Below are 25,817 nucleotides of genomic sequence, written 5' to 3' on the forward strand. Positions count from 1 at the left end.
GGTCAGCCGCCCAGGGCGATCTTCGCGATCAGGCCTCGGTGATCCGAACCCGTCAGCACCACCGATTCCACGGACTCCGCCTGCGCTCCGCTCGTGACGATGTGATCGATCGCGATCATCGGCGGGAACGGCTGCCGGTCGGCGGGATACGTGTTCTGGATTCCGGCGCCCACCTGGTCGGCGGCGTCGCGGTAGCGTCCGGTCACGAGGTTGCGGTACTTCACGTGGTCGCGGGTGGAGTTGAAGTCGCCGCTGACGATCACGGGTCCCGAGTCGGCGGGGACGGCGTCGAGAATGACTTTGATGCGGTCCATCTCGCGCGACCACAGCGACGGATCCGACGGCCACGGCGGGACCGGGTGGAACGCGTACAGTGCCGTGCTCGCACCGTGCGGGAGTTCCACCCGGGCCGACAGCGCGGACAGGACGAATTCCGAGTGGTGGACCTTGTCGGTCAGCGGGTACCGGCTCCAGATCCCGGTTCCCTCGCCGCCGCTACCGGGCATGAGGAACGAGAACGGCAGGGTCGATTCGATTCCCGCGGCCACCAACCGGTCGACGGCCTCCGGTGTCAGTTCGTTGGTGGTGAGCACGTCGACGTCGCGGTCCCGGACCTGCCGGACGAGAGAGTCGGCGTCCGCGTTGCCGAGCCAGATGTTGGCCTGCATCACCGTCAGTTCCGGCCCGGACGCCGTCACCGAACCGTTCGTCACGTACAGCGGGCCCTGCGACAGGGTGGCCACCGCGGCCACCGTCAGCGCGACGCCGAAACCGATCCAGTGCCGGGTGATTCCGAGCAACAGCACCCCGACCGCGGCAGCGGCCATCAGGTACGGCGCCGCGGACGCCAGGACGAGCAGACGCTGATTCTGGACGTCGAGGAATCTCAGCACGACACCGAACACGCCGGCGAGCACCGCGAGCCACCCGAGCGCCGTCAGCGCCCGCACCCCCCAGGTGGCGATCACTCCCCGAAGACTCTCTCCACCACAGCCTTGGCCCGCCGGGTCACCCGCAGGTAGTTGTCGAGGAACTCGCCTGCATCGCTGCCACCCCAGCCGGCGATCTGCGCGACCGCGGACAGCACCCGGCCCGAACCGGGCAGCTGATCGGTGGCCTTGCCGCGAACGAGCACGAGGCAGTTGCGCGCCTTCGTCGCCGTGATCCACGCGTCACGCAGCAGTTCGACGTCGGACTCGCTGAGCAGCTCCGCCGCGCCGATCGCGTCAAGTGTCTCGAGGGTCGACGTGTTGTGCAGCGACTCGATCTCGTGGGCGTGCCGGAGCTGGATCAGCTGCACGGTCCATTCGATGTCGGCGAGGCCGCCGCGCCCGAGCTTGGTGTGCGTCGCCGGGTCGGCGCCGCGCGGCAGCCGTTCGGAGTCGACGCGCGCCTTGATGCGCCGGATCTCGCGGACCGCCTGATCCGACACTCCGCCCTCCGGGTAGCGGGTCTTGTCGATCATGTGCAGGAAGCGCAGCCCCAGATCGGCGTCGCCCGCGACGTGATGCGCGCGCAGCAGTGCCTGGATCTCCCACGCCTGCGCCCACTGCGCGTAGTAGGCCTCGTAGGACGCCAGCGTGCGCACCATCGGGCCGCTGCGACCCTCCGGCCGCAGGCCCGTGTCGACCTCGAGCGGCGGATCGGTGCTGGGCGCGCCGAGCAGAGCCCGTACCTTGTCGCCGATGCTGTTGGCCCACTTGACGGCGACCGTCTCGTCGATCCCCTCGCGCGGCTCGCACACGAACAGCACGTCCGCGTCGGAACCGTAGCCGAGCTCGCCACCACCGAGCCGGCCCATGCCGATCACCGTGAAGGTCGCGGGAGCGGGCGTGCCGAGTTCCTTCTCGCTCGCCTTGGTCACAGCCGCCAGGGCGGCATTGAGCACGGCCGCCCACACGGACGACAGCGCCTGGCACACGCCCGGCACGTCGAGCATGCCGAGGATGTCCGCGGAGGCGATACGGGCCAGCTCGTAGCGGCGCAGAGAGCGCGCCGCCGCGATCGCACGGGCCGGGTCGTCGTGGCGTGCCGACGCCGTCAGGATGCCGCGGGCGACGTCCTCCGGCTTCGACTCCAGCAGTCGCGGTCCGGCCGGCGAATCCGCGAACAGGCGCACCACGTCCGGCGCCTTGATCAGCAGGTCGGGAACGTAGGCCGAGGATCCGAGCACCGTCATCAGCCGCTCGGCGACCGAGGCCTCGTCACGCAGCAGCCGGAGGAACCAGGTCTGATCGGTCATCGCGTCCGACAGCCGCCGGTACGCGAGCAGGCCCGCATCGGGATCCGGTGTGTCGGCAAGCGATTCGAGCAGCGTCGGCAGCAGCAGCGCCTGGATGCGGCCCTTGCGGGACGCGCCGCTGGTGAGTGCGGTGAGGTGCCCGAGCGCGTTCTCCGGGGCGGTGTAGCCCAGCGCCGCCAACTGACGGATGGCCGCGTCCGGGCTCAGCCGCAGCGCCTCCTTGTCGATGCGCGCCACCGATTCGAGCAGCGGCCGGTAGAACAGCTTGGCATGCAGGCGCCGCACGCGGTGCGCGTTGCGCTTGATCTCCGCATTGAGAACGCCGAGAGAATCCTTGCTGCCGTCGGGCCGCATGTGCGCCGCGCGAGCCAGCCAGCGCAGCGCTTCCTCGTCGTCGGCGGGCGGGAGGGTGTGTGTGCGCCGCAGCTTCTGCAGCTGCAGCCGGTGCTCGAGCAACCGGAGGAATTCGTACGACGCAGCGAGATTCGCGGCGTCGTCGCGGCCCACGTAGCCGCGGGCGGCGAGGGCGGTCAGCGCGTCGATGGTGCTCTGGACGTGCAGCGCCTCGTCCGCACGCCCGTGCACGAGTTGCAGGAGCTGGACGGCGAACTCGACGTCGCGCAGACTGCCGCGGCCCAGTTTCAGTTCGCGTTCACGGAGTTCCGGCGGAACCATCTCCTCCACCCGGCGGCGCATCGCCTGCACCTCGGGAACGAAGTCTTCGCGCTCCGATGCGGTCCACACCATCGGGCTGAGGGCGTCGGCGTACTGCTGTCCGAGCGCGACGTCGCCGATCATCGGGCGGGCCTTGAGCAGCGCCTGGAACTCCCAGGTCTTGGCCCACCGCTTGTAGTACGCGACGTGGGATTCGAGGGTGCGGACGAGTTCCCCGCGCTTGCCCTCCGGCCGCAGCGCGGCGTCCACGTCGAAGAACGCCGAGGACCCGATGCGCATCATCTCGCCCGCGATCCGGCTCGCGATCGAGTCGGCGGGTTCGGCGACGAAGACCACGTCCACGTCGCTGACGTAATTGAGTTCGCGGGCACCGCACTTGCCCATGGCGATGACGGCCAGCCGCACGGGGCACGGGGCGTCCGGGCACACGGCTGCGACGGCCACGGCGAGGGCGGCGCTCAGCGCGGCATCCGCCAGATCGGACAGCTGATGCCCGACCGTCTGGTACGGAAGTACCTGTTCGTTCTCGACAGTCGCCGCGAGGTCGACGGCGGCGAGCAGCATCAGCTCGTCGCGGTACGCCTTGCGCAGCGCCGCGATGGCATCGGGTCCGGTGACCTCGGCCCGGTAGAGGTTGGCATCCGGGTGGGCACCCACCTCGGGTTCGGCCCCGACTGCGGCCATCATCGTGGCGGTCGCCTCGGCCTTCGACGGGAGGCGGACGTCGCCGTCGAGGATCTTCCAGGACGCGGGATCCGCGACCAGGTGGTCGCCGAACGCGCTGGACGCACCGAACAGCCCGAACAGCCGGCCTCGCAGGCCCTTGTCGGTGCGGAGCGCCGCATCGAGTTCGGCCCAGCCCTCGCCGAGCCCTTCCTTCAGGCGCACCAGGGTGCGGAGGGCCAGGTCGGCGTTCGCGGCCCGCGACAACGACCAGAGCAGTTCGATGCTGTCTTCACCGACCCAGCCCAGTTCGCGGAGTTCGGACGGAGCAGTCGGCTCGACGAGACCCAGACGACCCGGACCGGGAACGGCAGAACGCGCTGCCGGAGGCTTCACCATGCTCTTGCTCACAACCCCAGATACGTCTTGAGTTCGAACGGCGTCACGTGGCTCCGGTACTCCTCCCACTCGCGACGCTTGTTGCGCAGGAAGAAGTCGAACACGTGCTCGCCGAGTGCTTCGGCCACCAACTCCGACTTCTCCATCTCGCGCAGCGCGCCGTCGAGGTTGCCGGGCAGTTCCCGGTAGCCCATGGCGCGGCGCTCGGCCGACGTCAACGCCCACACGTCGTCCTCGGCCTCGGGAGGAAGTTCGTAGCCCTTCTCGATTCCGCGCAGGCCCGCGGCGAGGAGCACCGCGAACGTCAGGTACGGGTTGCAGGCCGAATCGGGGCTGCGGATCTCGACGCGACGCGACGACGCCTTGTTCGGCGTGTACATCGGGACGCGGACCAGCGCCGACCGGTTGGACGGACCCCAGGACGCGGCGGTCGGGGCCTCGCCACCGTGGATCAGACGCTTGTAGGAGTTCACCCACTGGTTGGTGACGGCGCTGATCTCGTTCGCGTGCTCGAGGATGCCGGCGATGAACGCCTTACCGGTCTCCGACAGCTGCATCGGATCGTCCGGGTTGTGGAAGGCGTTGGTGTCGCCCTCGAACAGGCTCATGTGGGTGTGCATCGCCGAGCCGGCCTGGTCGCTGAACGGCTTCGGCATGAACGTGGCGCGCACGCCCTCGGCGATCGCGACCTCCTTGACGACGTAGCGGAACGTCATCACGTTGTCGGCCATCGACAGGGCGTCCGCGTACCGCAGGTCGATCTCCTGCTGGCCGGGAGCCGCTTCGTGGTGGCTGAACTCGACGGAGATGCCCATCGACTCGAGTGCGTCGATGGCGTGCCGGCGGAAGTTGGGAGCGGAGTCGTGGACCGCCTGGTCGAAGTAGCCGCCGGAGTCGGCGGGCTTCGGCGGAGTGCCGTCGATCGGCCCGTTCTCCAGGAGGAAGAACTCGATCTCGGGGTGCACGTAGCAGCTGAAGCCCAGATCGCTCGCCTTGTTCAGCTGACGGCGCAGCACGTGCCGCGAATCCGCCCAGGAGGGGGAACCGTCGGGCATGGCGATGTCGCAGAACATGCGCGCGGAATGCTGATGTCCCTTGCTCGAACTCCACGGCAGCACCTGGAACGTGGAGGCGTCCGGCTTCGCGACCGTGTCCGCCTCGGACACCCGGGAGAAGCCCTCGATCGCGGATCCGTCGAAGCCGATGCCCTCCTCGAAGGCACCTTCCAGTTCCGCGGGGGCGATCGCCACCGATTTCAGGTATCCGAGAACGTCCGTGAACCACAATCGGACGAACCGAATGTCGCGCTCTTCGAGGGTGCGAAGCACGAATTCCTTTTGGCGATCCATGTCCGCGAGAGTAAGCAAAGTTCGTTAAATCTGTGTTACTTCGTTGATTCGACCATGCCGGATTCCGCATCGTGCCAGCGTGCGGGCACCTCGGCCGATCCCGTCACACGCGCGGGTCAGCACGCCAGGTCCGCGGGCGGCGCCGCGAGGTCGACCAGATAGTCCGTGACGGCGTCGTCGACGCACGCCTCGCCGTCGAGAACGACGGTGTGCTGAGTGCCCCGGTACGTGACGAGTGAGCCGTTCATCTGCTTCGCCAGATCCACGCCCGCCTGGTACGGCGTCGCCGGGTCCTCGGTCGTCGACACGACGACGACCGGCGGGATCCCGGGCGCCGACACGGTGTGTGGCGAGCCCGTGTTCGGCGCGGGCCAGAACGCGCAGACGTCCAGCGGCGCGCTGCCGGTGCCGCGGCCGTCGTCGAGGAACGGCGACGCCTGGCGATACCGCACATCCGCCGCCCCGACCACCGCGCGGTCGGTGACCGGCGGATCGTCCATGCAGCGGATGGAATTGAAAGCGTCGTTGAGGTTGGAATACGTACCGTCGTCGGCGCGCCCCTCGTACAGATCGGCCAGCATCAGCAGCGAATCACCCGTCCCCGTCCGCAGGCTCTCCAGGCCGCCGCGGAGCGGGCCCCACAGATTCGGCGAGTACAGGGCCTGCTGGACGCCGGTGATCGCATCGGTGTAGCCGAGTCCGCGCGGGTCGGTGGTCGCGGCCGGCTTGTCGATCAGCGGGTCGACGAGTGCCCGGAACCTGGCGTTCGCCTGCGCCGGATCGGTGCCGAGCGGACAGTCCTGCTGCTGCATGCAATCCGCGGCGAACGCGTCGAACGCGGACTGGAATCCGGCCGCCTGCAGGATCACCTCCTCCGTCGGGTCCTGCTCGGGATCGAGGGCACCGTCGAGGACCATCGCGCGCACGTTGCCCGGGAACGTCTCCGCGTACGTCGAGCCGAGGCGGGTGCCGTACGAGTAGCCGAGGTAGTTGAGCTTCTCGTCACCGAGCACCGCCCGGATGACGTCCATGTCGCGCACCACGTCGTACGTTCCGACGTGCGCGAGGACGTCGACGCCGGTCCGCTCCGCGCACTTGTCCGCGTACTCGCGGTTCTCACCCTCCGTCTGCGCGATTCCGGCGGGACTCATGTCGACGTCGTCATCCTTGCGTCTCGCGTCCACCTCCGGCGGGGTCAGGCACGTCACCTGCGGCGTGGACGCGCCGACGCCGCGCGGATCGAAACCGATGACGTCGAACCGCTCCGCGATCTCGGTGCCGTCGGCCACGGACGCCAGCCCGATACCCGACGCCCCCGGGCCACCGGGGTTCACGAGCAGCGATCCGACCTTGTCGCCGGTCGCCTTCAACCGCGAGACGGCGATCTGTGCGGTGGCGCCCCCGGGGTTCGCGTAGTCGTTCGGCACGGTCACCTTCGCGCAGTCGAGAGTGTCGCCGAGCGGAGAACCATCCGTGCTGTACCCCTCGCACGAACCCCACTGCACCTGCTGTGTGTAGAACTCCTCGAGCCCCGCGGGAATCGGTCCGGCCGGAGCCGCCTCGGCCGCCGACGGCTCGGCGACGGCCTCACCGGCGTCCCGACCGCCTCCGGCACAGCCTGCGACGACAAGGACGACGGCGATGCACCCCGCGAACGCGGCCGGTACCCGAGCACTCTTCGACATACGACGATCGTGCCAGGGGTTTCGCGCCGTCAGGCCTTCCCGCAGGTCAGAGGACAGTCCGGGGGTGTGACCTATCGCACCCGCGCGAGCCCTTCGCTCCCCCGCGGGCCGGTGGCAGACTGTAGGCGTCATCACCCGCACCCGGGGACCCGTCAAGGGCCTCGAGGCCAGAAAGGGACAACGATGTCCGATAGCAAGTCGTCCGCGAGCACGTCAGAAGATCGGCTCTACGGATCAGCACCATCGCACGACGTTCCCAAGCGCAAGACCCGAACCCACCACCTGCAGGCCATGAAGGCCGAGGGTGAACGCTGGGCGATGCTCACCGCCTACGACTACTCCAGCGCCCGCATCTTCGAGGAAGCCGGGATTCCCGTTCTCCTCGTCGGCGACTCGGCCGCCAACGTCGTCTACGGATACGAGACCACCGTCCCGGTCACGATCGACGAACTCCTCCCCCTCGTTCGCGGCGTCGTCCGCGGTGCGCCGCACGCTCTCGTGGTGGCGGATCTCCCGTTCGGCAGCTACGAAAGCTCACCGGAGCAGGCCCTCGCGTCCGCGACCCGGTTCATGAAGGAGGGGCTGGCCCACGCGGTCAAGCTCGAGGGCGGCGAGCGCGTGGCGCCGCAGATCGCCGCCATCACCGCGGCAGGCATCCCCGTCATGGCCCACGTCGGGTTCACTCCGCAGAGCGTGAACTCGCTCGGCGGTTTCCGCGTGCAGGGCCGCGGCGACGCCTCCGAGCAGTTGGTCGCGGACGCGATCGCCGTGCAGGAGGCCGGCGCGTTCTCCGTCGTCATGGAGATGGTGCCCGCCGAGATCGCAGGCCAGGTCACCCGCAAGCTCACCATCCCGACCGTGGGTATCGGAGCGGGCGTCGAATGTGACGCCCAGGTCCTCGTGTGGCAGGACATGGCCGGCTACACCAGCGGCAAGACGGCGAAGTTCGTCAAGCGCTTCGGTAACGTCGGTGACGAGTTGCGTAGCGCGGCCGCCGCATACGCGACCGAGGTACGCGCCGGAACGTTCCCGGCGGAAGAGCACAGCTTCTAGGTCGTCCTCGACTCACCGGGCCGGCACACACTCGAGGGGGATGTTCATGGGACAGCGACACGTGCAGCGCACCGGACGTCGTCACCGTCTGGCCGTGGTGGCGGCCGGGACGGTGGCGGCCGCGGCGGTCGTCACGGGGTGCGCCGGACAGGGTCCCGCACCCGCGCCCGGCACCACCGCGCCCCCGGCACCGACCACCGCCGCGGTTCCCGGCACCGCCCTGGTACCGGGTGGTGTCACCGAGGCGCAGGCCGCCCAGCTGTGCACCGACCTCGAGGGTCAGTTGCAGAGTTGGCGCACCTACACCCCGACCATCGGCAAGACCGGGTTGAACGGTCTGGTCGGCACGTGGATCGCGAAGAACAACCTCAACGCGCTCGACTTTCTGCAGGACCGGGCCCGGATCGACGTGATCACGACGGCGGCCTGCCCCGGCATCCGGCAGGAAGCGGTGACTGCGCTGGAGATCCCCGATCTGGCGTCCGGCCTGATCGGGTTCTGAGGCCGACGTGACCCAGCCGCGCACCCTGTACCCGCCGCTCGAGCCGTACCAGTTCGGGCATCTCGACGTCGGCGACGGACAGCAGATGTACTGGGAGCAGAGCGGCAACCCCGACGGGAAGCCGGTGGTGTTCCTCCACGGCGGGCCAGGGGGCGGCACCGACCCCGCCCAACGACAGTTCTTCGACCCGCAGGTGTACCGGATCGTGCTGCTCGACCAGCGCGGATGCGGACGTTCCACACCCCACGTCGCCGACGGGGCCGATCTGTCGGTCAACACCACCGACCGTCTCCTCCGCGATGTGGAGTTGCTGCGCACCCATCTCTGCATCGACCGGTGGCAGGTCTTCGGCGGGTCGTGGGGCTCCACACTGGCACTCGCCTACGCCCAGAAGCATCCCGACCGGGTCACCGCGCTGGTGCTGCGCGGCATCTTCCTGCTGCGCCGCAGCGAAATCGACTGGTACTACAACGGCGGTGCCGGACACCTGTTCCCCGAACTGTGGGAGGAGTTCCTGGCGCCGGTGCCGGAGTCGGAGCGGGGTGGCGATCTCGTCGAGGCCTACCACCGGCTCCTGCAGTCCGCCGATCCCGACGTCGCGACGCGGGCGGCGGTCGCGTGGTCCACGTGGGAGGGCGCGACGAGTTCGCTCCTCCCCAAACCGGAACGGGTGGTGGAGACGTCCCAGCCGAGGTTCGCGCTGGCCTTCGCCCGCATCGAGAACCATTACTTCCACAACCGCGGGTTCCTGGACGAGGGCCAGCTTCTCCGCGACGCCGCCGCACTGGACGGCATTCCGGGCGTGATCGTGCAGGGTCGCTACGACGTGGTGTGCCCGGCGACCAGTGCGTGGGCGCTTCACCGGGCCTGGCCGGGTTCGCGGCTCGAGATCGTCGACGACGCGGGACACTCCGCGATGGAACCGGGCATCGTCCATCACCTCGTCGAGGCAACGGACCGGTTCCGCGACTGACGCGCTATGCGGGGTACCCGAACTCGACGGTCCGCTTCGCGGCGTCGGCGGAGACGAGCCTGATTTTCACCTGTTCGCCCTCGGCCGGGTCGCCCACGCATTTCGCCATCACGGACACCGACGGGACGAACACGTCCGCGGTGCGCTTGCCGTTCCGTGACCGCAGCACGGTCGCGTCGAACGTCTCCCCCACCCGGTCGGCGAGCACGGTCGCTTCGGTGAGGTCGATGCAGGCACGGTCGATCTTGCTCGCGAGGGAATCCGAGCCGACCATGATCTCGGGCATAGAGGCGAGGGCGTCCCGCGCCCAGGACGGCACCGGCGTTCCGGCGGCGACGGCGAGGCACACCTCCGTGGAGTACCGGTCCGAGAGCCGGCGCAGCGGCGCGGTCACGTGGGCGTACGGGGCGCCGATGGCGGCGTGCGCGGTCAGGTCCGGCAGGGCGCCGTCGAACGCCGCGTAGTCGGCGCCCCGCAGCAGTGACGGCGCCTCGGTCATCAGCACCAGCGTCGACGCCGAATTCGGGTCGAGCCGCGCCAGGAGTTCACCGACACCGACGCTCTCGGGCCAGTCGATCCCCAATGCCGCCGCCGTGCGTCGCAGCGCGTCGACCGCGTCCGGTCCGGCGGGCGGCAGGGTGCGGAGCAACCCGACCTTCGCGTCGAGCATCATGGCCGCGGCGCACATTCCGGTGAGGAGCGAAACCTCGGCGTTCCAGTCGTCGGCCTCCGTGCGGGGCGCGAGATCGACGCGCCAGCCGTCCCCGTCCGGCACCACTTCCTGCTCGGGGAGCCGGAGTTCGATCGCGCCGCGCGCCACCGCCGCCGCCGTCCGGAGCCGGCCGAACTCCGGCAGCGACGCGATGGACGGATGCAGTCGTCCCGCCTCCGAATCGGCCTGCACACCGGCGTAGTCCAGCCGCGCCACGGAACGGACCGTGGCACGGGACACCGTGCAGGACACCGGTTCGGCCGACTCGTCGAGTTCGATCCGCCACACCACCGCCGGGCGATCCTCGTCCGGGAGGAGACTCGCGGATCCCTCGGAGAGTTCCTTCGGATGCAGCGGCACCTTGCCGTCAGGGAGGTAGAACGTCTGCCCGCGTTTCCGGGTCTCCACGTCGAGCACCCCCCCGGGCCGCACGACGGCGCCGACGTCCGCGATCGCGTAGTGCAGGACGAATCCGTCGTGTGTCCGCTCGAGGTGCAACGCCTGATCGAGATCGAGGGAATCGGGCGGATCGATGGTGACGAACGCCAGATCGGTGCGGTCCTCCCGCTCGGACGCGTACCGGTCGGACGCCGCCCGCGCCTGCGCGACCGCCGCGGGCGGATAGCCCTCCGGCAGGTGGAATTCGGTGCGCACGGTGCCGAAATCGATTCCGCGCGCTACGAAACGACTCATCGGCATCTCACGCACACCCTGTCCGCAACGCTAGTTGTTCCACTCCTCGTCTGCCCGGTCCGCCGCCTTGTTCCGCTCCGCGGCGATCTGCAGCGCCTTCTCGGCCGAGTCCCGGTCGGGGTAGGGACCCATCCGGGACATCGACGATGCCGCCTTCCCCTGCGTGACCGTGCCGTCCTCGACGTTGTAGTACCAGAGATGATCTTCGTCAGTCATGTCCTCAGTGTGGCACCGGTGGGACGGATGGAGTTGTGGATCACGCTCAGACTGTTACCCTCGGAGACCTGTCCGGTGATACGTTCCCCGGCGCCGGTCAGTGCGGTGCCGATGGCCCGTCTTTCCGTGCGCAGTGCCCGAACAGAGAATGGAGCGAGCATGTCGACGATCATTTTTGATCAGCTACTTCCCTACCTCGGTGCCGAAGGCGCCACGTACTGGGCCCAACTGCTGATGGTCGATCCCGTCTGAGGCTGTCGACCAGTCGATACCTCGAAGCCCCCGCCGGCACCGAACGGCGGGGGCTTCGTCGTGTTCGCAGGCATGCCCGCGACACATTCGTGACGAATCATCGAACGCTTCGCCCTGCCCCCGGGACGGGACGTCTCTAGGCTGACCTGATGGCAGTGAATCCAGCGATCGAGGGTCGTGTCTACCCACCGACCGAGCCCTACCTCGTCGGCCGCGAGAAGATCCGGGAGTTCGCCCGCGCCGTCTTCGCCACCAACCCCACCTCGTTCGACGTCGACCGTGCCCGCGCCGCCGGTCACGCCGATCTCGTTGCCCCGCCCACGTTTCCCGTCATCGTGCAGGAACGTGCACTGGCCCAGCTCGTCGCCGATCCGACGTCGGGAATCGAGCCGGTCAATCTGGTGCACAGTACCGAACACGCCACGTCCATCCGCCCGGTCGTCGCGGGCGACGAACTCTCCGCGGTGCTCACCGTCACGAACGTGACGTCACGCGGTCCGCACACGCTGCTCGTCGCCGACATCGAGATCCTCGACGCCACAGGCGATCACGTGAGCACGATGACGTCGACGCTGTTCATCAGGGGGGACGGGGAATGACCGCCCCGCAACGAATCCTGCTCGGCGACACCGTCGCCAAAGCCCGATACCACGTGACCCGGGAATCCCTGGTCCGCTATGCCGGAGCGTCCGGTGACTTCAACTCCATCCACTACCGGGACGACGTCGCGGACGCTGTGGGCCTGCCCGGTGTGCTGGCGCACGGCATGCTGACGCTGGCACTGGCCACGCAGTGCATCGTCGACTGGCTGGGTGACCCGGCGCGGGTCACCGGATACCGCGCCCGCTTCACCAAGCCGGTGATCGTCGACCCGGACGAGGGTGCGGTCGTCGAGGTCGTCGCGAAGGCCGCGCAGGTCGACGAGGCGGCGGGCACCGCGAGGATCGACCTGACGGTGACGTTCGACGGACACACCGTGCTCGGCAAGTCGCAGGTCTGGATTTCACTGCGCTGAGCACGCCCGACATACTGAGCCGATGATCGGTGTCGTGGTGACCGCCTTCGCGGTGCTCGGGCTCCTGACCGTCATTCCGGGCCCGGACATGGCGGTGGTGACGCGCGCGGGCTTGTCCGGTGGACGCAGCGCCGCGCTGCGGGCCACGTTCGGTGTGGTCGCCGGGTTGATGGTGTGGGGCGCGCTGACCGTCGTCGGACTCGGCGCGGTGCTCGCCGCCTCCGCGGAGGCGTACATCGTCGTGAAGATCGTCGGCGGGATGTACCTCGTGTTTCTGGGACTCTCCACCCTTTGGCGCAGCCGGTCGCGAAAGCGCACCGCCGAGGCCGAACCGGCACCCGCCCCGTCGCCGGGGTCGAGTTGGCGGGCCGGGTTCCTGACGAACCTCCTGAACCCCAAGATCGCAGTGTTCTACACCGGCCTGCTCCCCCAGCTCGTTCCGCCCGGATGGCCGACCGCCCCGACACTGGCATTGCTCGTGCTCGTCCACGGGCTCCTCGGGATCCTCTGGCTCGGCGCGTACAGCCTCCTGCTGACTCGTGCGCGCACCACGCTGGAGAAGCCGTCGGTGCGACGGGTCCTGGATCGGATCACCGGAACAGTCCTCTTCGGTTTCGGTGCCGTGGTCGTCGCCGAGGCGCGGTAGGAGCGAGGTCAGTCCGGGCAGTCGCGGGAACTGGCCGAGCTGCCGCCGAGCAGAATCGTGCTGATCAGATTGGGGTCGTCGGTCATCGGGACGTGCCCGATGCCGGGCAAAACCAGTATCCTCGCCTGCGGGAAGAATCGGCGCACCCGTCGTGCCTGGTAGACAGGCAGAATCAAGTCGCGCCGCCCCCACGCCACGGTGACCGGAACCGTCGCGTCGACGACCGGCGGGAGATCGAACGAGGCCGTCATCCCCTTGTCGACCAGGGCATTCGTGGTGAGCGAGTGCGCGTCGATCACGGCATCCTCGTAGGGCACCCGGCTGGGCCGCGCAAAGAAGGCGGCGAGCGAGGGATAGCGGACAGCCTTGTAGCGCAGCGCCTTCGGAGCGTTCGGCCCCAGTGCCCGGGTGAGTCCGCGCAGGGCCCGGAACGTGTAGATGGTGCGGGCCTGATCGGCGTGGTTGACGAAGAAGCCGGCCGGTGAGAGCGCCGTGGCCGAGGCGACCTCGCCCCGGGCCGCGAGAGCGAGGGACAGCCAGCCTCCGAGCGAGTTTCCGGCGACGTGCGGCCGTTCACCGGGCGGCGTCACCGAGCGGACGAACCCGCTCAGTTCCTCGAGGAGTTGATCCATCATGTCCGGGCCGTCGTCGAGTGCGGCCGATTCTCCGTGTCCCGGAAGGTCGACGGTCACCACTCGTCGACAGGGCGTCAATTGGTCCAGGAGTGCATTCCAGGCCTGCCGGCGATGCACCACTCCGTGCACGAGTACCAGAGTGGGGCCGGAGCCGGCGATGTCGTGAGGCAAGTCCATGGACAGATGTTACCGCTATCGCGAGTAACATCTACCACCGCCGATCAGTGGGGCCCCGTCGCCCACGAATGTGGGCGACGGGCCCCGACATCGACCCCGATTCGGGTCGGTCGGGCCGATGCGGGAAAGATGCTAACCGGTCTGTTTGTTACTCGCCAGTCGGGGTCGTGGCCAGCGCCGACGCGGACAGAGCGCGGACGAGTTGGCGTGTAAGCCGGATCCTGTCCCCGAGCGCCGAAGCGCCGGGTGGCGACCATCCATCTGGGCACACCGTCGCCGGGTACCTCGAGCGGTTCACCCGCAGGCTCGGGCGAGCAGCCCTCGAACACCTGCGCAGCCGCACCGGGATCCCGGAGGATCCGATGCGGCCTTCAACCTTGCTCCGGGCGGGGTTTACCTAGCCACCCCGGTCACCCGGGGTGCTGGTGCGCTCTTACCGCACCGTTTCACCCTGACCGACGCCTCACCCCGGAGGATGTGGCGTCGGCGGTCTGTTTTCTGTGGCACTGTCCCGCGAGTCACCTCGGGTTGCCGTTAACAACCGCCCTGCTCTGTGGAGTCCGGACTTTCCTCGACTCGGGGCCTGTGCACTGATGTGCTGGTTCCCTGTGCCGCGGTCGCCCGGCCAACTCGTCCGCCCGATCAGCCTACAGTTCGCGCGAACGTGTCATGCCGCCGCACTATGGTCTGTTCATGACCCGATACGCCGCCCTCCTGCGCGGTATCAATGTGGGCGGCATCAACATCAAGATGGCCGACCTCCGCAGCACCTTCGTCGATCTGGGATTCGAGAACGTGAAGACCGTTCTCGCGTCGGGCAACGTGCTCTTCGATTCCGACCGCGACGACGTCCCCGCACTGAAGAGTGAGATCGAAACCGGGCTGCGTGCCGAATTCCACTACGAAGCCTGGGTTTTCGTACTCGACCTCGACACGGTCCGGAAGATCGTCGACGACTACCCGTTCGACCCCGAGCGAGAAGGCTGGCACCCGTATGTGCTGGTGACGCCCGAACCCGAGGTCCTGGACACACTTCTGAGCATCCGGGACGAGCTGGATCCGGACGTCGAACGGGTGCAGGCCGGTGACGGCGTCCTGTACTGGGAAGTCGAGCGGGGTATGACGCTGAAGAGCCGGTTCGGCAAGAGCACCGGCGCTCCCAAGCTCAAGGCGTTCACCACGACCCGGAATCTGCGCACGCTCCACAAGCTCCTGAAGTGACCCCTCGGTGACGGTTCTGGCGGTGGCGCTCGTCGCCGGAGTCCTCGTCTTCGCGGTCGTGCGTCCACGCAGGCTGCCCGAGATCGTCGCGGCCGCACCGGCCGCCGTCGTCGTGCTGGCCACCGGTCTGGTGACGCCGTCGGAGGCCTGGGACGAAGTGTCGGAGATGGCCCCGACCGTCGGGTTCCTGGCGGCGATCCTCGTCCTTGCGCACCTCGCGGACGCCATGGGTGTGTTCACCTGGATCGCGGGCCGGTTGCGGCGCGGAGCGCGCGGGGATCCGAAGAGGTTGCTGACTCTCGTATTCGCGGCGGCGGCTCTGACCACCGCGGTGCTGAGTCTCGATGCGACGGTGGTCCTGCTGACACCGGCGGTGATCGCCACGGCCCGCTCGCTGCGGATGGATCCGCGCCCCCATTCGTACGCCACCGCTCACCTGTCGAACACCGCATCGACCCTGCTGCCCGTGTCCAACCTGACGAACCTCATCGCGTTCTCGGCGACCGGGTTGAGCTTCCTGCATTTCACCGCCGTGATGGCACTGCCGTGGGCGGTGGCGATCATGGTCGAGCTGATCCTGTTCCGCGTATTCTTCCGGCGTCACCTCGTCCGGCCCGAGGCCGAGCCGGAGCCGAAACGCGATCCTCAGGCGCCGGCGGCCGCGCTGTCGATCATCGCGGCCACACTCCTGGGGTTCGCCGTGTCCGGCTTCGTCGGGGTCGCACCGGCATGGGTGGCCGCGGCGGGGGCGATCGTGCTGGGCGTCGTCGCCCTGCGCGACGGCCGGACCAGCGTGGGCCGGATCGTGTATTCGATCGACGTGTGGTTCTGCGCGTTCGTCCTGATCCTCGGCGTCGTCGTGGCCGGGGTCGCGAACGGTCCGATCGGCGACTGGATCGCCACCCGGCTGCCGACCGACACGTCGTTCACGGCGTTGCTCACGATGGCCGTCGTCGCCGCGGTCGCCGCGAATCTGGTGAACAACCTCCCCGCCACGCTGCTCCTGCTGGCAGCGCTCGGACCGCACGCTCCGACCGGACTCGTTCTGGCGATGCTGCTCGGTGTGAACCTCGGCCCCAACCTCACGTACGTGGGGTCGCTGGCAATCATGCTGTGGCGGCGCGTGGCCGCGCGGGCCGGATCTCCCGCAGATCTCCGGACGTTCACCATTCTCGCGCTGGTGACCACGCCGTTGACCCTGCTTGCTGCGGTCGTTGCCCTCTGGGCCTGTGAGTACTTGTCAACCGCCCGCGGTTGACAAGTACTCACAGGTGGGAGGTGTCGTTGACCAGGCGGACGGACGAGCCGCCGTCGGGATAGAACTCGGCGATGCTCAGCGACGCCAGATCCAGATGCAGCCGGTACAGAAGGGAGGGTCCCGCGTCGAGCGCCAGCTGCAACAGCGTCTTGATGGGCGTCACGTGGGTGACCACGAGGATGGTGGAGCCGCCATAGGTGGCGGTGAGGTCGTCGCGGACCTTCAGGATCCGCTCACGCACCTCGTCGAAGCTCTCCCCCGACGGCGGGCACACCGAGGTGTCCGACAACCACTTGCGGTGCAGTTCCGGGTCGCGGTCGGCAGCTTCCCGGAACGTAAGACCCTCCCACTCGCCGAAGTCGGTTTCGGTGAGGCCCTCGTGCACGGTGACCGGGAGTCCGAGCACCTTCGCCGCCGCCGTGGCGGTCTGCTGCGCGCGCCCCAGCGGGGACGACACCACGGCCGCGATTCCGTTGTTGCCCGCGAAGCGGGCGGCCGCGCCGTTCGCTTGGGCCTGCCCGATCTCGGTGAGAGCCGGGTTCCCGCGACCCGAGTACCGCCGGTCGACGGACAGCGCGGTCTGCCCGTGCCGGAGCAGCAGCATCCGGGTCGGGGCGCCCGTCGTGTCCATCCAGCCCGGTGCCGCGGGGGTGGTCTTCTCCGACTGGACGGCAGCCGGTTCCGGTTCGGCGTCGGAATTGCCGTCGGCGCCGTCCATGGCTTCGTTGGCGAGGCGGTCGGCGTGCGCGTTCTCGGCCCTCGGAATCCACGTGTACGTCACAGAATCGAACTGCCGGGCGAGTGTGGACGCCTGCCGCTGCAGCGGAATCATGTCCGGGTGCTTCACCTTCCAGCGCCCGGACATCTGCTCGACCACCAGTTTGGAGTCCATCCGCACGTCCACCTCGGACGCACCGAGATCGGCGGCGGCGTCGAGACCGGCGATCAGGCCCCGGTACTCGGCGACGTTGTTCGTGACGATCCCGAGGGCCTTCTTGCGCTCGGCGAGGACGGTGCCCTGGGCGGCGTCGAACACCACGGCCCCGTAGCCCGCGGGTCCGGGATTGCCGCGGGAACCACCGTCGGCCTCGACGACGACCCGACCGGCACTCACAGACCCGACTCCTTGGTGCGCACCAGGATCGCGCCGCATTCGGAGCAGCGCGCCACGACGTCGGGTGCCGAGGCGGTGATGCGGGAGATCTCGCCGCGGTCGAGTTCGATGCGGCACGCTCCGCAGCGCCGCGCCTGCAGCAGCGCCGCTCCGACACCGTTCTGGCTGCGCTGCTTCTCGTAAACGGTGATCAGGTCGGCGGGGAACTGGTCGGCCAGCGCCGTGCGGTCGCGGATGCAGCGCTGCTCGGCGGCGTCCAGGTCCGCGACGGCGTCGTCCCGGCGGCGGGCGGCGTCGATGAGGTCTTCCTCGATCTGCGACAGCTGCGCACCCGCATGATCGTGGTCGGACTGCGACGCCTCGCGTCGTTCCATCACCTCGAGCAATTCGTCCTCGAGCAGTCCCTGACGGCGGACGAGGCTGCCGAGTTCGTGTTCGAGTTCGGTGAGCTGCTTCGATCCGACCGTTCCGCTTTGGAGCAGCGTGCGGTCGCGGTCCTCGCGCTGGCGGACGGCGTCGACCTCACCTTCGAGCTTGCGGATGTCGCGGTCGAGATCGTCGAGGACGATTTCGACGGCTACGGCCGCGTCCTTCCGGGTGACGCGTTCCGCCTCGAGCCGCTCGACTTCCTGACGCTCCGGAAGCGCGGTGCGTCGGTGGGCGATCCTCGACAGCTCCGCATCGACGCCGGCGAGGTCGAGAAGCTTGGACTGCACCTGTGGTTCGACGTTCACGCGTGGTAACTCCTGCTGTCTTCTGTGAAGGGTTCTGGTGTGCAGATTGCTGGGTGTCAACCGTACCCCGGCGGATCACGGGTTTCGGCCGGACGGCGCTACGACGGCGACGCGCTGACCGACCACGGATCGGTCCGTACGGCCGACACCCGAACCTGCCATTCGGGTGTCCGGCCGAAAGCGGTGTCGAGGACGCCCTTGGCCTGGCCGCACCACGGCTGCTCGCTCGCCCAGTGCGCGACGTCGATCAGGGCCGGACCTCCGGCGCGCAGGTGCTCGTCCGCCGGGTGGTGTCGCAGATCGGCGGTGACGTAGGCGTCCACGCCGAGTCGTGCGACGGCGTCCAGGTACGAGTCGCCCGAGCCGCCGCACACCGCGACGGTGCGGATCGTGGCTTCGGGGTCGCCCGCGGCTCGCACTCCCCACGTCGTGGCGGGCAGCGCGTCCGCCACCCGGTCGGTGAATTCCCGCAGCGACAGCGGCTCGGAGAGCTCCCCGACCCGCCCGAGGCCGCGGGGTCCGGGAAAGGTCGCCATCTCGAAGACGTCGAATGCGACCTCCTCGTACGGGTGGGCGGCGCGCATCGCGGCGAGCACCTTCAGCCGGATGCCGCGCGGGGCGATCACCTCCACCCGGCTCTCCTCCACACGTTCGAGCGCACCGACCGCGCCGAGGGTGGGGTTCGCGCCGTCGGTCGGGAGGAACTGGCCCTGTCCGGTGACGGACCAGCTGCAGTCGCGGTAGTTGCCGATGCGTCCGGCGCCCGCGTCGAACAGTGCGCGGCGCACCGTGTCGGCGTCGCCGGCCGGGACCAGGACGACCCACTTGTCCAGGTTCTCGGTGGGGTGCGGGTCGATCGGTCCGGTGACGGTGAGTCCGAGCGCCGCGGCCAGGGCGTCGGAGACGCCGGGGGCCGCGGAATCGGCGTTGGTGTGCGCAGTGAACAGGGCGCATCCGGCCTTGATCAGCTTGTGGACGAGAGCGCCCTTCGGCGTGTGGGCGCCGACGGTGTCGACGCCGCGCAGCAGCAGCGGGTGGTGGACGAGGAGAAGGTCGGCGCCTGCGTCGATCGCCTCGTCGACCACCGCGGCGGTCGGATCGACCGCGATCGTCACCGTCGCCACCGTGTCGTCGGGGTCGCCGCAGACGAGGCCGACGGAGTCCCACGACTCGGCGAGCGCGGGCGGGTACGCCGCATCCAGGGTCGCGATCACGTCGGCGAGACGCACCGGGTTCACATGATCTCCTTCATCGCGTCGATCAGGACATCGGTCTGCTCGCGGGGGCGCACCGCGACCCGGAGGAGGTCGGGACCGAGTCCGGGGAACGTGTCGCATCGCCGCACGGCGATGCCCCGCTCGCGCAGTTGCTTCCGCACGAGTTCGCCGTCCGGCAGTCGGAGCAGCAGGAACGGTGCGACGGCGGGCTGGTGCACCGCGACGCCGATCTCACTCAGCCGCCGGATCAGGTAGTCCCGCCATTCACCCAGCACGACGGCGTGCTCCCGGGCGGCGGCGACGGCGTCCGGTTCGCTGCACGCGGCGATCGCCTCCACCTGCAGGCTTCCCAGTGGCCAGTGCGCCCGCCCCATCTGCAGGCGTTCGAGGATCTCCGGGGAGCCGAGCGCGTACCCGCAGCGCAGTCCGGCCAGTGCCCACGTCTTGGTGAGGCTGCGCAGCACCAGCACGTCGGGCAGCGAACGACCGGCGAGCGACTCGACCTCGCCCGGCACCGCGTCGGCGAACGCCTCGTCGACCACGACGATCCGGCCGGGGCGGCGCAGCCGCAGGATCTCCTCCGCCGGGTGCAGCACCGAGGTGGGGTTGGTCGGGTTGCCGATCACCACCAGGTCGGCGGATTCGGGGACCGCGGCGGAGTCCAGAACGTACGGATCGCCGAGCAGCACCTGCGTGACGGGAACGTTCGCCTCCCGCAGCGCCCACTCCGGTTCCGTGAACGACGGATGGATCAGCGCCGCCTCCCGGACTCCGAGCCGCGGGAGCAGGGAGAAGCCCTCGGCCCCACCCGAGAGGAGCAGCACCTCGTCGGGCGAGCGTCCGTGCCGGGATGCCACGGCGGTCCGGGCGGCGCGATCGGCCGCGACGGTGGGGTAGGAACCCAGGCGCTGCAACGCGTCCGCGAGGCGCAGTCGCAGCCATTCCGGTGGCCTGTCGCCTTGCACGTTCACTGCGAAATCGAGGAGACCGGGCCCCGCATCCACGTCTCCGTGATGACGCAGGCTCTCCCGGCTACCGGCACGAATGTCCACAGCTGTCGAGCCTAGGGGACAATGGTCCGGTGACATCTCTCTCCACCTCCCCGTCCTCCGCCCCTTCTGCCCTGTCGGCTCCGATCGTGCTGTTCGATCTCGACGGCACGCTCACCGACTCCGCGCCCGGCATTCACGCCGGGTTCCGTCATGCGCTCGAGACGATCGGGCAGCCGGAACCGACCGACGAGATGATCGACGCCGTCATCGGCCCGCCGATGATCGACACGTTCCGGTCGATGGGCCTGGACGAGGACGTCGTGCAGCACGCGGTCGCGGCCTACTTCGAGCGCTACGACAACGTGGGGTGGGCGGAGAACGCCGTCTTCGACGGCATCGAGCAGGTGCTGATCGACGCCCGCGACAGCGGCAGACGGCTCGCCGTCGCCACGTCGAAGTCCGAGCGGTTCGCGATCCGCATCCTCGAACACTTCGAACTGGCCCACTACTTCGAGTTCATCGGCGGCGCCAGCGACGACGGCAGTCGCCGCGCCAAGTCGGACGTGATCGCCCACTCCCTCCGGAACCTGGGAGTCACCGCCACCGAGGGCGCCACCCCCGACGTCCTCATGGTCGGCGACCGTGACCACGACGTCCTCGGTGCCGCGCACTGGGGCATCCCCGCGGTGTTCGTCGAGTGGGGCTACGGTTTCCCGGCCGAGGCCGAGCGCGCGCACACGACGGCGCAGACCGTCGCCCACCTCGGGAAGATGCTCGATGCCGCGGCCTGACACCCCGCTGCACGTGACGTTCGTGTGCACCGGCAACATCTGCCGCTCCCCCATGGCCGAGAAGATCTTCGCCGAACACCTCCGCCGGGAAGCCCTCGACGACCGGGTGATGGTGAGCAGCGCCGGGACCCACGGCTGGCACGTCGGCCGCGAGGCCGACATCCGCACCAACGAGATCCTGAAGCTGAACGGCTATCCGACGGGCCACACGGCGGCGGAGGTCGGACCGTTCCATCTCGGCGCCGATCTGGTGGTCGCTCTCGCCGCGAACCACGACCGTGAGCTTGCCCACATGGGCGTGCCCGACGAACGCCGCCGGCTGCTCCGCAGTTTCGACCCGGACGCGGACGCGTCGTCCGTCCCCGACCCGTTCTACGGCGACCTCGAGGACTTCGAACGAGTCCGCGTGCAGATCGAGGCCGCGGTGCCCGGGCTGCTCGACTGGGTGCGCAGCCGGTAACCCACGATCAGGGTCCCCACCTGCGAGCGGCTACCGTGGAGGCGTGCGAAGGCTGAGATTTCTGTTGCGACCCGGCTGGTTGGTGTTGGCCCTGGTGGTCGCCGGATTCGCATTCATGTGTTTCTACGTGCTCGCGCCGTGGCAACTCGGCAAGAACACGTCGACGGAGCACCGAAACCAGCTGATCGCCGACTCGGTCGACGCCGACCCCGTCCCGCTGGAGACGTTGCTGTCCGGCGCGGCCCCGAATCCGGACGACGAGTGGCGCCGCGTCACCGCGACCGGGTCCTACGTCCAGAACAGTGATCTGCTGGTCCGGTTGCGGTCCATCGAATCGCAGCCCGCGTACGAGGTCCTGACCCCGCTGCAACTGACCGACGGTCGCACGATCCTGGTCAACCGCGGCTACGTCCGACCGGTCCAGGGAACCGAGCCGCCGCCGGTGGATCCGCCACCGGCCGGGCAGGTGACGCTCGACGGTCGCGTCCGCAAATCCGAGGGCACCATCCCCGGCAAGGAGCCGATCACCGAGAACGGGCTCCGCCAGGTGTATTACATCGACGCGGATCAGATCAGCGGTTTCATCGGCATCGATCTCGTCGACGCGTACGTGCAACTCGAACCCGATCAGCCCGGCGGCCTCGGGACCATCGCGCTCCCGCAACTCGACGCGGGCCCGTACCTGTCGTACGGCTTGCAGTGGCTGGCGTTCGGCATCATGGCCCCGCTCGGCCTGGCCTACTTCATCCGCGCGGAGTGGCGGGAACGCCGCAAGGAGAAGTCCGCGAAGCCTTCCGGAGACACCGCTCCGGCTCCCGCACCGGTGGCCCGGAAGAAGCCGTTCACCCGAAGCAAGCCGGTGGAGTCAGCGCCGCGGACGGCGGCGGAAGCGAAGCTGGCCGACCGCTACGGCAAGGGCCGCTGACACCAGCGCCGCGCCGCCCTGCACCGCGGCGGACAGCCGCACCGCACGGTCGAGGTCGCCGGGCCGCGGCGACGGCCCGGAGCCGAGGACGGGTCGCATCTCGATGCCGTGCGCATACTCGGTGCGCCCGCCCAGCGAGATCCCGAGGGCGCCCGCCGCGCTGGCCTCCGCAACACCCGCGTTGGGGCTGGGGTGCTGGGACGCGTCGCGCCGCCACGCCTCCCACGCCTCGGTCGGCGACCCGCCGACCGTCGGTGCGGCCGCGACGGACAGCGCACCCGTCAGGCGGGCGGGCAGCAAATTGAGGACGTCGTCCCACCGTGCCGCCGCCCAACCGAAGTTGGTGTACTTCGGCGAGCGGTACCCGACCATCGCGTCCAGGGTGTTGGACGCCCGGTAGGCGAACAGTCCCGGGATTCCGGCCACCGCGCCCCACACGAATGCCCCGACCGCCGAGTCGGACGTGTTCTCGGCCACCGACTCCAGCGTCGCCCGCGTCAGTCCGTCGACGCCGAGCACGCTGGGATCGCGACCGCACAGCGACGGCAGCAGGGCGCGGGCGGCGGCAAGATCGTCCGCCTCCAGGTGTGCGGCCATGGTCGATCCGGTCCGTCCCAGCGACGTTCCGCCGAGCACGGCCCACGTCGCGACGGCCGTTCCGGCTGCCTCGCCTGCCCATCCCCCGCGCCGCGCCACCCGTGTCGCGGCGACCCCCAGACCCGCCGCGCCGCCGACGAGGACGGCCACGTGCAGCACCCCGGCCGACCGGGAGTTGCGGTACGTCGCCTTCTCCAACGCCATTGCAGTGCGACCGAATCCGGCCACGGGGTGCCACCGGGCCGGATCGGCGAACACGCGGTCGGCGACGAAGCCGAGAAGCAGGCCGGCAGCACGCGCGGTGGCGGGACGGGAGGTTCGATGCACGCCGATATTTGTATCAACTAACGTTGCAGTCGATGTAAAGGAGCGTCCCATGAGTGCCGCGATCGACGAGTACCTGGCAGGCAAGGACCCGGACGCCACCGAGCGCCTACTGCAGTTCCGTGACCTCGTTCTCGCGTGCGGCGAGGTGGACGAGCGGGTCCACCGGACCGAGATCGCGTGGGCTCGTGCCCGCGTCTTCGCTGCCGCGTTCATCTATTCGTCGCGGCTCGAGATCGCCCTCGACCTGCGCCGCCGCGTCCATCACCCGCAGCTACGCGAGGCGTTTCCCACCACGAAGACGGTGATCACGCACCGCTTGACGATCACCTCCGACGATCAGCTCGACGACACCCTGGCCGCGCTCCTCGCCGAGGCCTACGACACCGTGGGTCCGGGCACTCGCGCGCGCTAGCTGAGGGCACAATTGCGCACCGATTCGCCGGAAACCCGCGCAATAGCGTGTGCGTCTCACCAATCCGTCGGCAGCTGCGAACGACGCACCCGTTCCGGTCGGTATGTCGGATTCCTGAAACTCTGCTGAGTATCTCGCCAAGCACCCTTTCCTGCGCCTACCATGGTAAATGCCGCCTCGTTCCCCCCATTCAGGGGCGGCGCACGGCCCCGCCCTGCTCACATCTTCGGTGCTGACTCAACACACCCACGTGGCCCGGCGGGGTTCTGCGCGTCCGGTGGAAATTCGTGTGAGGCATTGGTTTCGCCGACTGCGCCTGGGACGATCGACGTGTGGGCAGCGACGTGACGAACCTCGGCGACGACGAACTGATCGTCCAGCTGGACGAGTGCCGAGCTCGGCTCGGAGAGTCGATTGCGAACGACTACGGCTGCGAAACGGTGCGCGGCATCACCAGCCGGGTCGGGGAACTCGAGGCCGAAGCCGAACGCCGAGGCTTGCACACCCCTCGATGAACGACCGGAAGCTAGGTGCGCGTTGAGCGTGTCGTCGTGGGAGCAGACCACACCGGGGCCGCACCCCCGCCCTCCTCATAGCGGTCGATCTTCACGATGCCCGCCCCGGATTCGGCGGGCCGGTGTGTCTCGTTGACGGCCTGGAAGTCTGATTCGAAGGTCTTGTCGCTCGACGTGCCGTTGCGCAGCGTCACCTTGTACCTGGGCATGTCAGGAATATGCCACTGCAGGCGAAGCTGCGGGCGATGAACAGGTTAACTCCGCGAAACCTGTCACAACGCCGCAGCTGAACAGAAATAACGCAAATCTGTGTCATTTCAGTCAGAACTGCTATCTTCGATACTGTGCCGTCCGACACACAGCTGATCTTCGCCGACCACGTCGGCCGCTTCTACGCACGCCGGTACGGATTCCCGCCGATGGCGGGACGGCTGCTGGGGTACCTGTTCGTCTGCGATCCGCCGCAACAGACGATCGACGAACTGGGCGGGGCGTTGCTGGCAAGCCGGAGTGCCGTCACCGGGGCGGTCAAGCTGCTCGAGGGCTACCGGATGGCGCGGCGGACCCGCGTGGCCGGCGAGCGGGTGGACCGGGTGAGCCTGGACCCGGCGAGTCAGCAACCGCAGAACTTCGATTCCGCCCTCCACCGCGAGCACGCGGCGCTGTTCCGGGAGGGATTGGCGCTGCTGGCCGATGCTCCACCCGAACGCCGCGCCCCACTCGAGGAGATGGTCGCGCTGGCCGACTTCCTCAGCGAGCGACTTCCGGCCCTGCTGGACGAGTGGCACACGCATCGCGACGCCCTCCGAGATCGGCAATTCAGGAAACTCGATCGAGAAGAGGATGTACATCATGACTGAATCCGAGCTGTCCGCCCTGCGCGAGCAGGCCGACAACGGTGACTCGACGGCGCTCGACATCCTGATCGAGCTCGCCGGCGAACGGGGTGACATGGACGAACTCCGGCGCCTCGCCGACAACGGCAGCTCCGACGCGGCCGACCAACTCGTCGAACTCGCCACGGAGCTGGGCGATATGAACGAACTCCGCCGACTCGCCGACAACGGCAATATCACCGCCGCAGAGCAGCTGATGGATCTCACCGAGGAGTGAGATGGAGTGAGCGGCAGCCGAACGCGGGTACCACGGTGAACACCGGCATCGAGAAAGCCCCGACCTGCGCGGAAACGCAGATCGGGGCTTTGCCTGACGGTGGGCGCGGAGGGTTTCGAACCCTATTACCACCCCTGGTCAGACGGTCGATACTGCGTCTACCTGCGCATTTACGTCTCAGCGGGCACCGCTCGATCACGTAGTTTCGTGGGCAAGTGTGGGCAAAATGTGGGCAGACGGACGCCCGTCGACCG

At 69.0% G+C, this 25,817-nt stretch carries 29 protein-coding genes and 1 other RNA gene; 15 read left to right on the forward strand and 15 right to left on the reverse strand.

Going from position 1 to position 25,817, the window contains the following annotated elements; translation table 11 throughout:
- Positions 1-2 precede the first annotated feature (2 nt).
- The 4 genes from ACFVJ3_RS37160 to ACFVJ3_RS37175 all read right to left on the reverse strand — a co-directional run bounded on the left by ACFVJ3_RS37160 (position 3) and on the right by ACFVJ3_RS37175 (position 7,013).
- Positions 3-968 carry an endonuclease/exonuclease/phosphatase family protein gene (locus tag ACFVJ3_RS37160; protein ID WP_378456808.1) on the reverse strand — a complete coding sequence of 322 codons (966 nt, stop codon included), beginning with the start codon at positions 966-968 and terminating at the stop codon, positions 3-5.
- On the reverse strand, positions 965-3,979 hold the full coding sequence (locus tag ACFVJ3_RS37165) for a bifunctional [glutamine synthetase] adenylyltransferase/[glutamine synthetase]-adenylyl-L-tyrosine phosphorylase (RefSeq protein WP_378456809.1): 3,015 nt from the start codon (positions 3,977-3,979) through the stop codon (positions 965-967). Before ACFVJ3_RS37165 ends, ACFVJ3_RS37160 begins: the two co-directional genes overlap by 4 nt.
- Positions 3,980-3,987: 8 nt before the next feature.
- A complete protein-coding gene (glnA, locus tag ACFVJ3_RS37170; protein ID WP_005247775.1) occupies positions 3,988-5,328 on the reverse strand; it encodes a type I glutamate--ammonia ligase in 1,341 nt (446 codons plus the stop codon).
- Between the two features lie 116 nt (positions 5,329-5,444).
- On the reverse strand, positions 5,445-7,013 hold the full coding sequence (locus tag ACFVJ3_RS37175; RefSeq protein ID WP_378456810.1) for an alpha/beta hydrolase: 1,569 nt from the start codon (positions 7,011-7,013) through the stop codon (positions 5,445-5,447).
- A gap of 183 nt (positions 7,014-7,196) precedes the next feature.
- On the opposite strand from ACFVJ3_RS37175, the gene panB reads away from it, so the two are divergent.
- From panB to pip, 3 genes are read left to right on the forward strand one after another with little or no spacing between them, the layout of a single operon-like run.
- Entirely contained in the window at positions 7,197-8,066 is an 870-nt protein-coding gene (panB, locus tag ACFVJ3_RS37180) for a 3-methyl-2-oxobutanoate hydroxymethyltransferase (RefSeq protein WP_378456811.1), read from the forward strand.
- Between the two features lie 40 nt (positions 8,067-8,106).
- Positions 8,107-8,568, forward strand: a complete 462-nt coding sequence (locus ACFVJ3_RS37185; protein WP_378456812.1) for a hypothetical protein — start codon at positions 8,107-8,109, stop codon at positions 8,566-8,568.
- 7 nt (positions 8,569-8,575) lie between these two features.
- Positions 8,576-9,541, forward strand: a complete 966-nt coding sequence (gene pip / locus ACFVJ3_RS37190; protein ID WP_378456813.1) for a prolyl aminopeptidase — start codon at positions 8,576-8,578, stop codon at positions 9,539-9,541.
- 4 nt (positions 9,542-9,545) lie between these two features.
- On the opposite strand, the gene ACFVJ3_RS37195 is transcribed toward pip, so the two are convergent.
- From ACFVJ3_RS37195 to ACFVJ3_RS37205, 3 genes are read right to left on the reverse strand one after another with little or no spacing between them, the layout of a single operon-like run.
- Positions 9,546-10,946 carry an RNB domain-containing ribonuclease gene (locus tag ACFVJ3_RS37195; protein ID WP_378456814.1) on the reverse strand — a complete coding sequence of 467 codons (1,401 nt, stop codon included), beginning with the start codon at positions 10,944-10,946 and terminating at the stop codon, positions 9,546-9,548.
- 30 nt (positions 10,947-10,976) lie between these two features.
- On the reverse strand, positions 10,977-11,162 hold the full coding sequence (locus tag ACFVJ3_RS37200) for a hypothetical protein (RefSeq protein ID WP_073368463.1): 186 nt from the start codon (positions 11,160-11,162) through the stop codon (positions 10,977-10,979).
- On the reverse strand, positions 11,159-11,323 hold the full coding sequence (locus ACFVJ3_RS37205; RefSeq protein WP_378456815.1) for a hypothetical protein: 165 nt from the start codon (positions 11,321-11,323) through the stop codon (positions 11,159-11,161). The genes ACFVJ3_RS37200 and ACFVJ3_RS37205 overlap by 4 nt, the downstream gene beginning before the upstream one ends.
- Before the next feature lie 240 nt (positions 11,324-11,563).
- Here ACFVJ3_RS37205 and ACFVJ3_RS37210 point away from each other — a divergent pair, with 240 nt between their 5' ends.
- From ACFVJ3_RS37210 to ACFVJ3_RS37220, 3 genes are read left to right on the forward strand one after another with little or no spacing between them, the layout of a single operon-like run.
- Positions 11,564-12,013: a MaoC family dehydratase N-terminal domain-containing protein gene (locus ACFVJ3_RS37210; protein WP_378456816.1), complete on the forward strand. Its 450-nt coding sequence runs from the start codon at positions 11,564-11,566 to the stop codon at positions 12,011-12,013.
- Positions 12,010-12,429, forward strand: coding sequence for a MaoC/PaaZ C-terminal domain-containing protein (locus tag ACFVJ3_RS37215; protein WP_378456817.1), 420 nt, complete (start codon positions 12,010-12,012; stop codon positions 12,427-12,429). Before ACFVJ3_RS37210 ends, ACFVJ3_RS37215 begins: the two co-directional genes overlap by 4 nt.
- A gap of 22 nt (positions 12,430-12,451) precedes the next feature.
- The gene (locus ACFVJ3_RS37220; protein ID WP_378456818.1) at positions 12,452-13,075 is read left to right on the forward strand and encodes a LysE family translocator; all 624 of its coding nucleotides are present in this window, start codon (positions 12,452-12,454) and stop codon (positions 13,073-13,075) included.
- A gap of 8 nt (positions 13,076-13,083) precedes the next feature.
- Here the strand turns inward: ACFVJ3_RS37220 and ACFVJ3_RS37225 are convergent, their stop codons facing one another.
- On the reverse strand, positions 13,084-13,887 hold the full coding sequence (locus ACFVJ3_RS37225) for an alpha/beta fold hydrolase (protein ID WP_378456819.1): 804 nt from the start codon (positions 13,885-13,887) through the stop codon (positions 13,084-13,086).
- Between the two features lie 194 nt (positions 13,888-14,081).
- Positions 14,082-14,520, reverse strand: an RNA gene (rnpB, locus tag ACFVJ3_RS37230) — RNase P RNA component class A.
- Between the two features lie 60 nt (positions 14,521-14,580).
- On the opposite strand from rnpB, the gene ACFVJ3_RS37235 reads away from it, so the two are divergent.
- Both ACFVJ3_RS37235 and ACFVJ3_RS37240 read left to right on the forward strand, forming a co-directional pair.
- A complete protein-coding gene (locus ACFVJ3_RS37235) occupies positions 14,581-15,108 on the forward strand; it encodes a DUF1697 domain-containing protein (RefSeq protein ID WP_378456820.1) in 528 nt (175 codons plus the stop codon).
- A gap of 7 nt (positions 15,109-15,115) precedes the next feature.
- The gene (locus tag ACFVJ3_RS37240; RefSeq protein WP_378456821.1) at positions 15,116-16,366 is read left to right on the forward strand and encodes an SLC13 family permease; all 1,251 of its coding nucleotides are present in this window, start codon (positions 15,116-15,118) and stop codon (positions 16,364-16,366) included.
- A 7-nt stretch (positions 16,367-16,373) separates the two neighbouring features.
- Here the strand turns inward: ACFVJ3_RS37240 and ACFVJ3_RS37245 are convergent, their stop codons facing one another.
- The 4 genes from ACFVJ3_RS37245 to cobC form a co-directional block, all read right to left on the reverse strand.
- Positions 16,374-17,480 (reverse strand): bifunctional RNase H/acid phosphatase, encoded by a 1,107-nt coding sequence (locus tag ACFVJ3_RS37245; protein WP_378456822.1) that lies wholly within the window; start codon positions 17,478-17,480, stop codon positions 16,374-16,376.
- Positions 17,477-18,214 (reverse strand): zinc ribbon domain-containing protein, encoded by a 738-nt coding sequence (locus ACFVJ3_RS37250; RefSeq protein WP_378456823.1) that lies wholly within the window; start codon positions 18,212-18,214, stop codon positions 17,477-17,479. Before ACFVJ3_RS37250 ends, ACFVJ3_RS37245 begins: the two co-directional genes overlap by 4 nt.
- 98 nt (positions 18,215-18,312) lie before the next feature.
- Entirely contained in the window at positions 18,313-19,452 is a 1,140-nt protein-coding gene (locus ACFVJ3_RS37255; protein WP_378456824.1) for a Nif3-like dinuclear metal center hexameric protein, read from the reverse strand.
- Positions 19,449-20,483, reverse strand: a complete 1,035-nt coding sequence (cobC, locus tag ACFVJ3_RS37260; protein WP_378456825.1) for an Rv2231c family pyridoxal phosphate-dependent protein CobC — start codon at positions 20,481-20,483, stop codon at positions 19,449-19,451. Before cobC ends, ACFVJ3_RS37255 begins: the two co-directional genes overlap by 4 nt.
- 29 nt (positions 20,484-20,512) lie before the next feature.
- Here cobC and ACFVJ3_RS37265 point away from each other — a divergent pair, with 29 nt between their 5' ends.
- From ACFVJ3_RS37265 to ACFVJ3_RS37275, 3 genes are read left to right on the forward strand one after another with little or no spacing between them, the layout of a single operon-like run.
- Positions 20,513-21,214: an HAD-IA family hydrolase gene (locus ACFVJ3_RS37265; protein WP_378456826.1), complete on the forward strand. Its 702-nt coding sequence runs from the start codon at positions 20,513-20,515 to the stop codon at positions 21,212-21,214.
- Positions 21,201-21,674 carry a low molecular weight protein-tyrosine-phosphatase gene (locus ACFVJ3_RS37270; protein WP_378456827.1) on the forward strand — a complete coding sequence of 158 codons (474 nt, stop codon included), beginning with the start codon at positions 21,201-21,203 and terminating at the stop codon, positions 21,672-21,674. The genes ACFVJ3_RS37265 and ACFVJ3_RS37270 overlap by 14 nt, the downstream gene beginning before the upstream one ends.
- Before the next feature lie 43 nt (positions 21,675-21,717).
- Positions 21,718-22,599, forward strand: coding sequence for an SURF1 family protein (locus ACFVJ3_RS37275; protein ID WP_378456828.1), 882 nt, complete (start codon positions 21,718-21,720; stop codon positions 22,597-22,599).
- On the opposite strand, the gene ACFVJ3_RS37280 is transcribed toward ACFVJ3_RS37275, so the two are convergent.
- Positions 22,540-23,523: a cobalamin biosynthesis protein gene (locus tag ACFVJ3_RS37280; RefSeq protein WP_378456829.1), complete on the reverse strand. Its 984-nt coding sequence runs from the start codon at positions 23,521-23,523 to the stop codon at positions 22,540-22,542. The genes ACFVJ3_RS37275 and ACFVJ3_RS37280 overlap by 60 nt on opposite strands.
- Before the next feature lie 49 nt (positions 23,524-23,572).
- On the opposite strand from ACFVJ3_RS37280, the gene ACFVJ3_RS37285 reads away from it, so the two are divergent.
- Together ACFVJ3_RS37285 and ACFVJ3_RS37290 are read left to right on the forward strand one after the other, a co-directional pair.
- Positions 23,573-23,935 (forward strand): DUF5655 domain-containing protein, encoded by a 363-nt coding sequence (locus ACFVJ3_RS37285; RefSeq protein ID WP_005247817.1) that lies wholly within the window; start codon positions 23,573-23,575, stop codon positions 23,933-23,935.
- A gap of 332 nt (positions 23,936-24,267) precedes the next feature.
- Positions 24,268-24,450 carry a hypothetical protein gene (locus ACFVJ3_RS37290; protein WP_378456830.1) on the forward strand — a complete coding sequence of 61 codons (183 nt, stop codon included), beginning with the start codon at positions 24,268-24,270 and terminating at the stop codon, positions 24,448-24,450.
- 11 nt (positions 24,451-24,461) lie between these two features.
- Here ACFVJ3_RS37290 and ACFVJ3_RS37295 read toward each other — a convergent pair whose 3' ends face one another.
- The gene (locus tag ACFVJ3_RS37295) at positions 24,462-24,659 is read right to left on the reverse strand and encodes a hypothetical protein (protein WP_378456831.1); all 198 of its coding nucleotides are present in this window, start codon (positions 24,657-24,659) and stop codon (positions 24,462-24,464) included.
- A gap of 135 nt (positions 24,660-24,794) precedes the next feature.
- Between ACFVJ3_RS37295 and ACFVJ3_RS37300 the strand changes: the two genes are divergently transcribed.
- A complete protein-coding gene (locus ACFVJ3_RS37300; protein WP_378456832.1) occupies positions 24,795-25,310 on the forward strand; it encodes a GbsR/MarR family transcriptional regulator in 516 nt (171 codons plus the stop codon).
- Complete coding sequence (locus ACFVJ3_RS37305) at positions 25,303-25,563, forward strand: hypothetical protein (protein WP_378456833.1); 261 nt, start codon at positions 25,303-25,305, stop codon at positions 25,561-25,563. Before ACFVJ3_RS37300 ends, ACFVJ3_RS37305 begins: the two co-directional genes overlap by 8 nt.
- Positions 25,564-25,817 lie beyond the last annotated feature (254 nt).

This window comes from Rhodococcus sp. NPDC127593, assembly GCF_042671975.1.
Lineage (GTDB): Bacteria > Actinomycetota > Actinomycetes > Mycobacteriales > Mycobacteriaceae > Rhodococcus_F.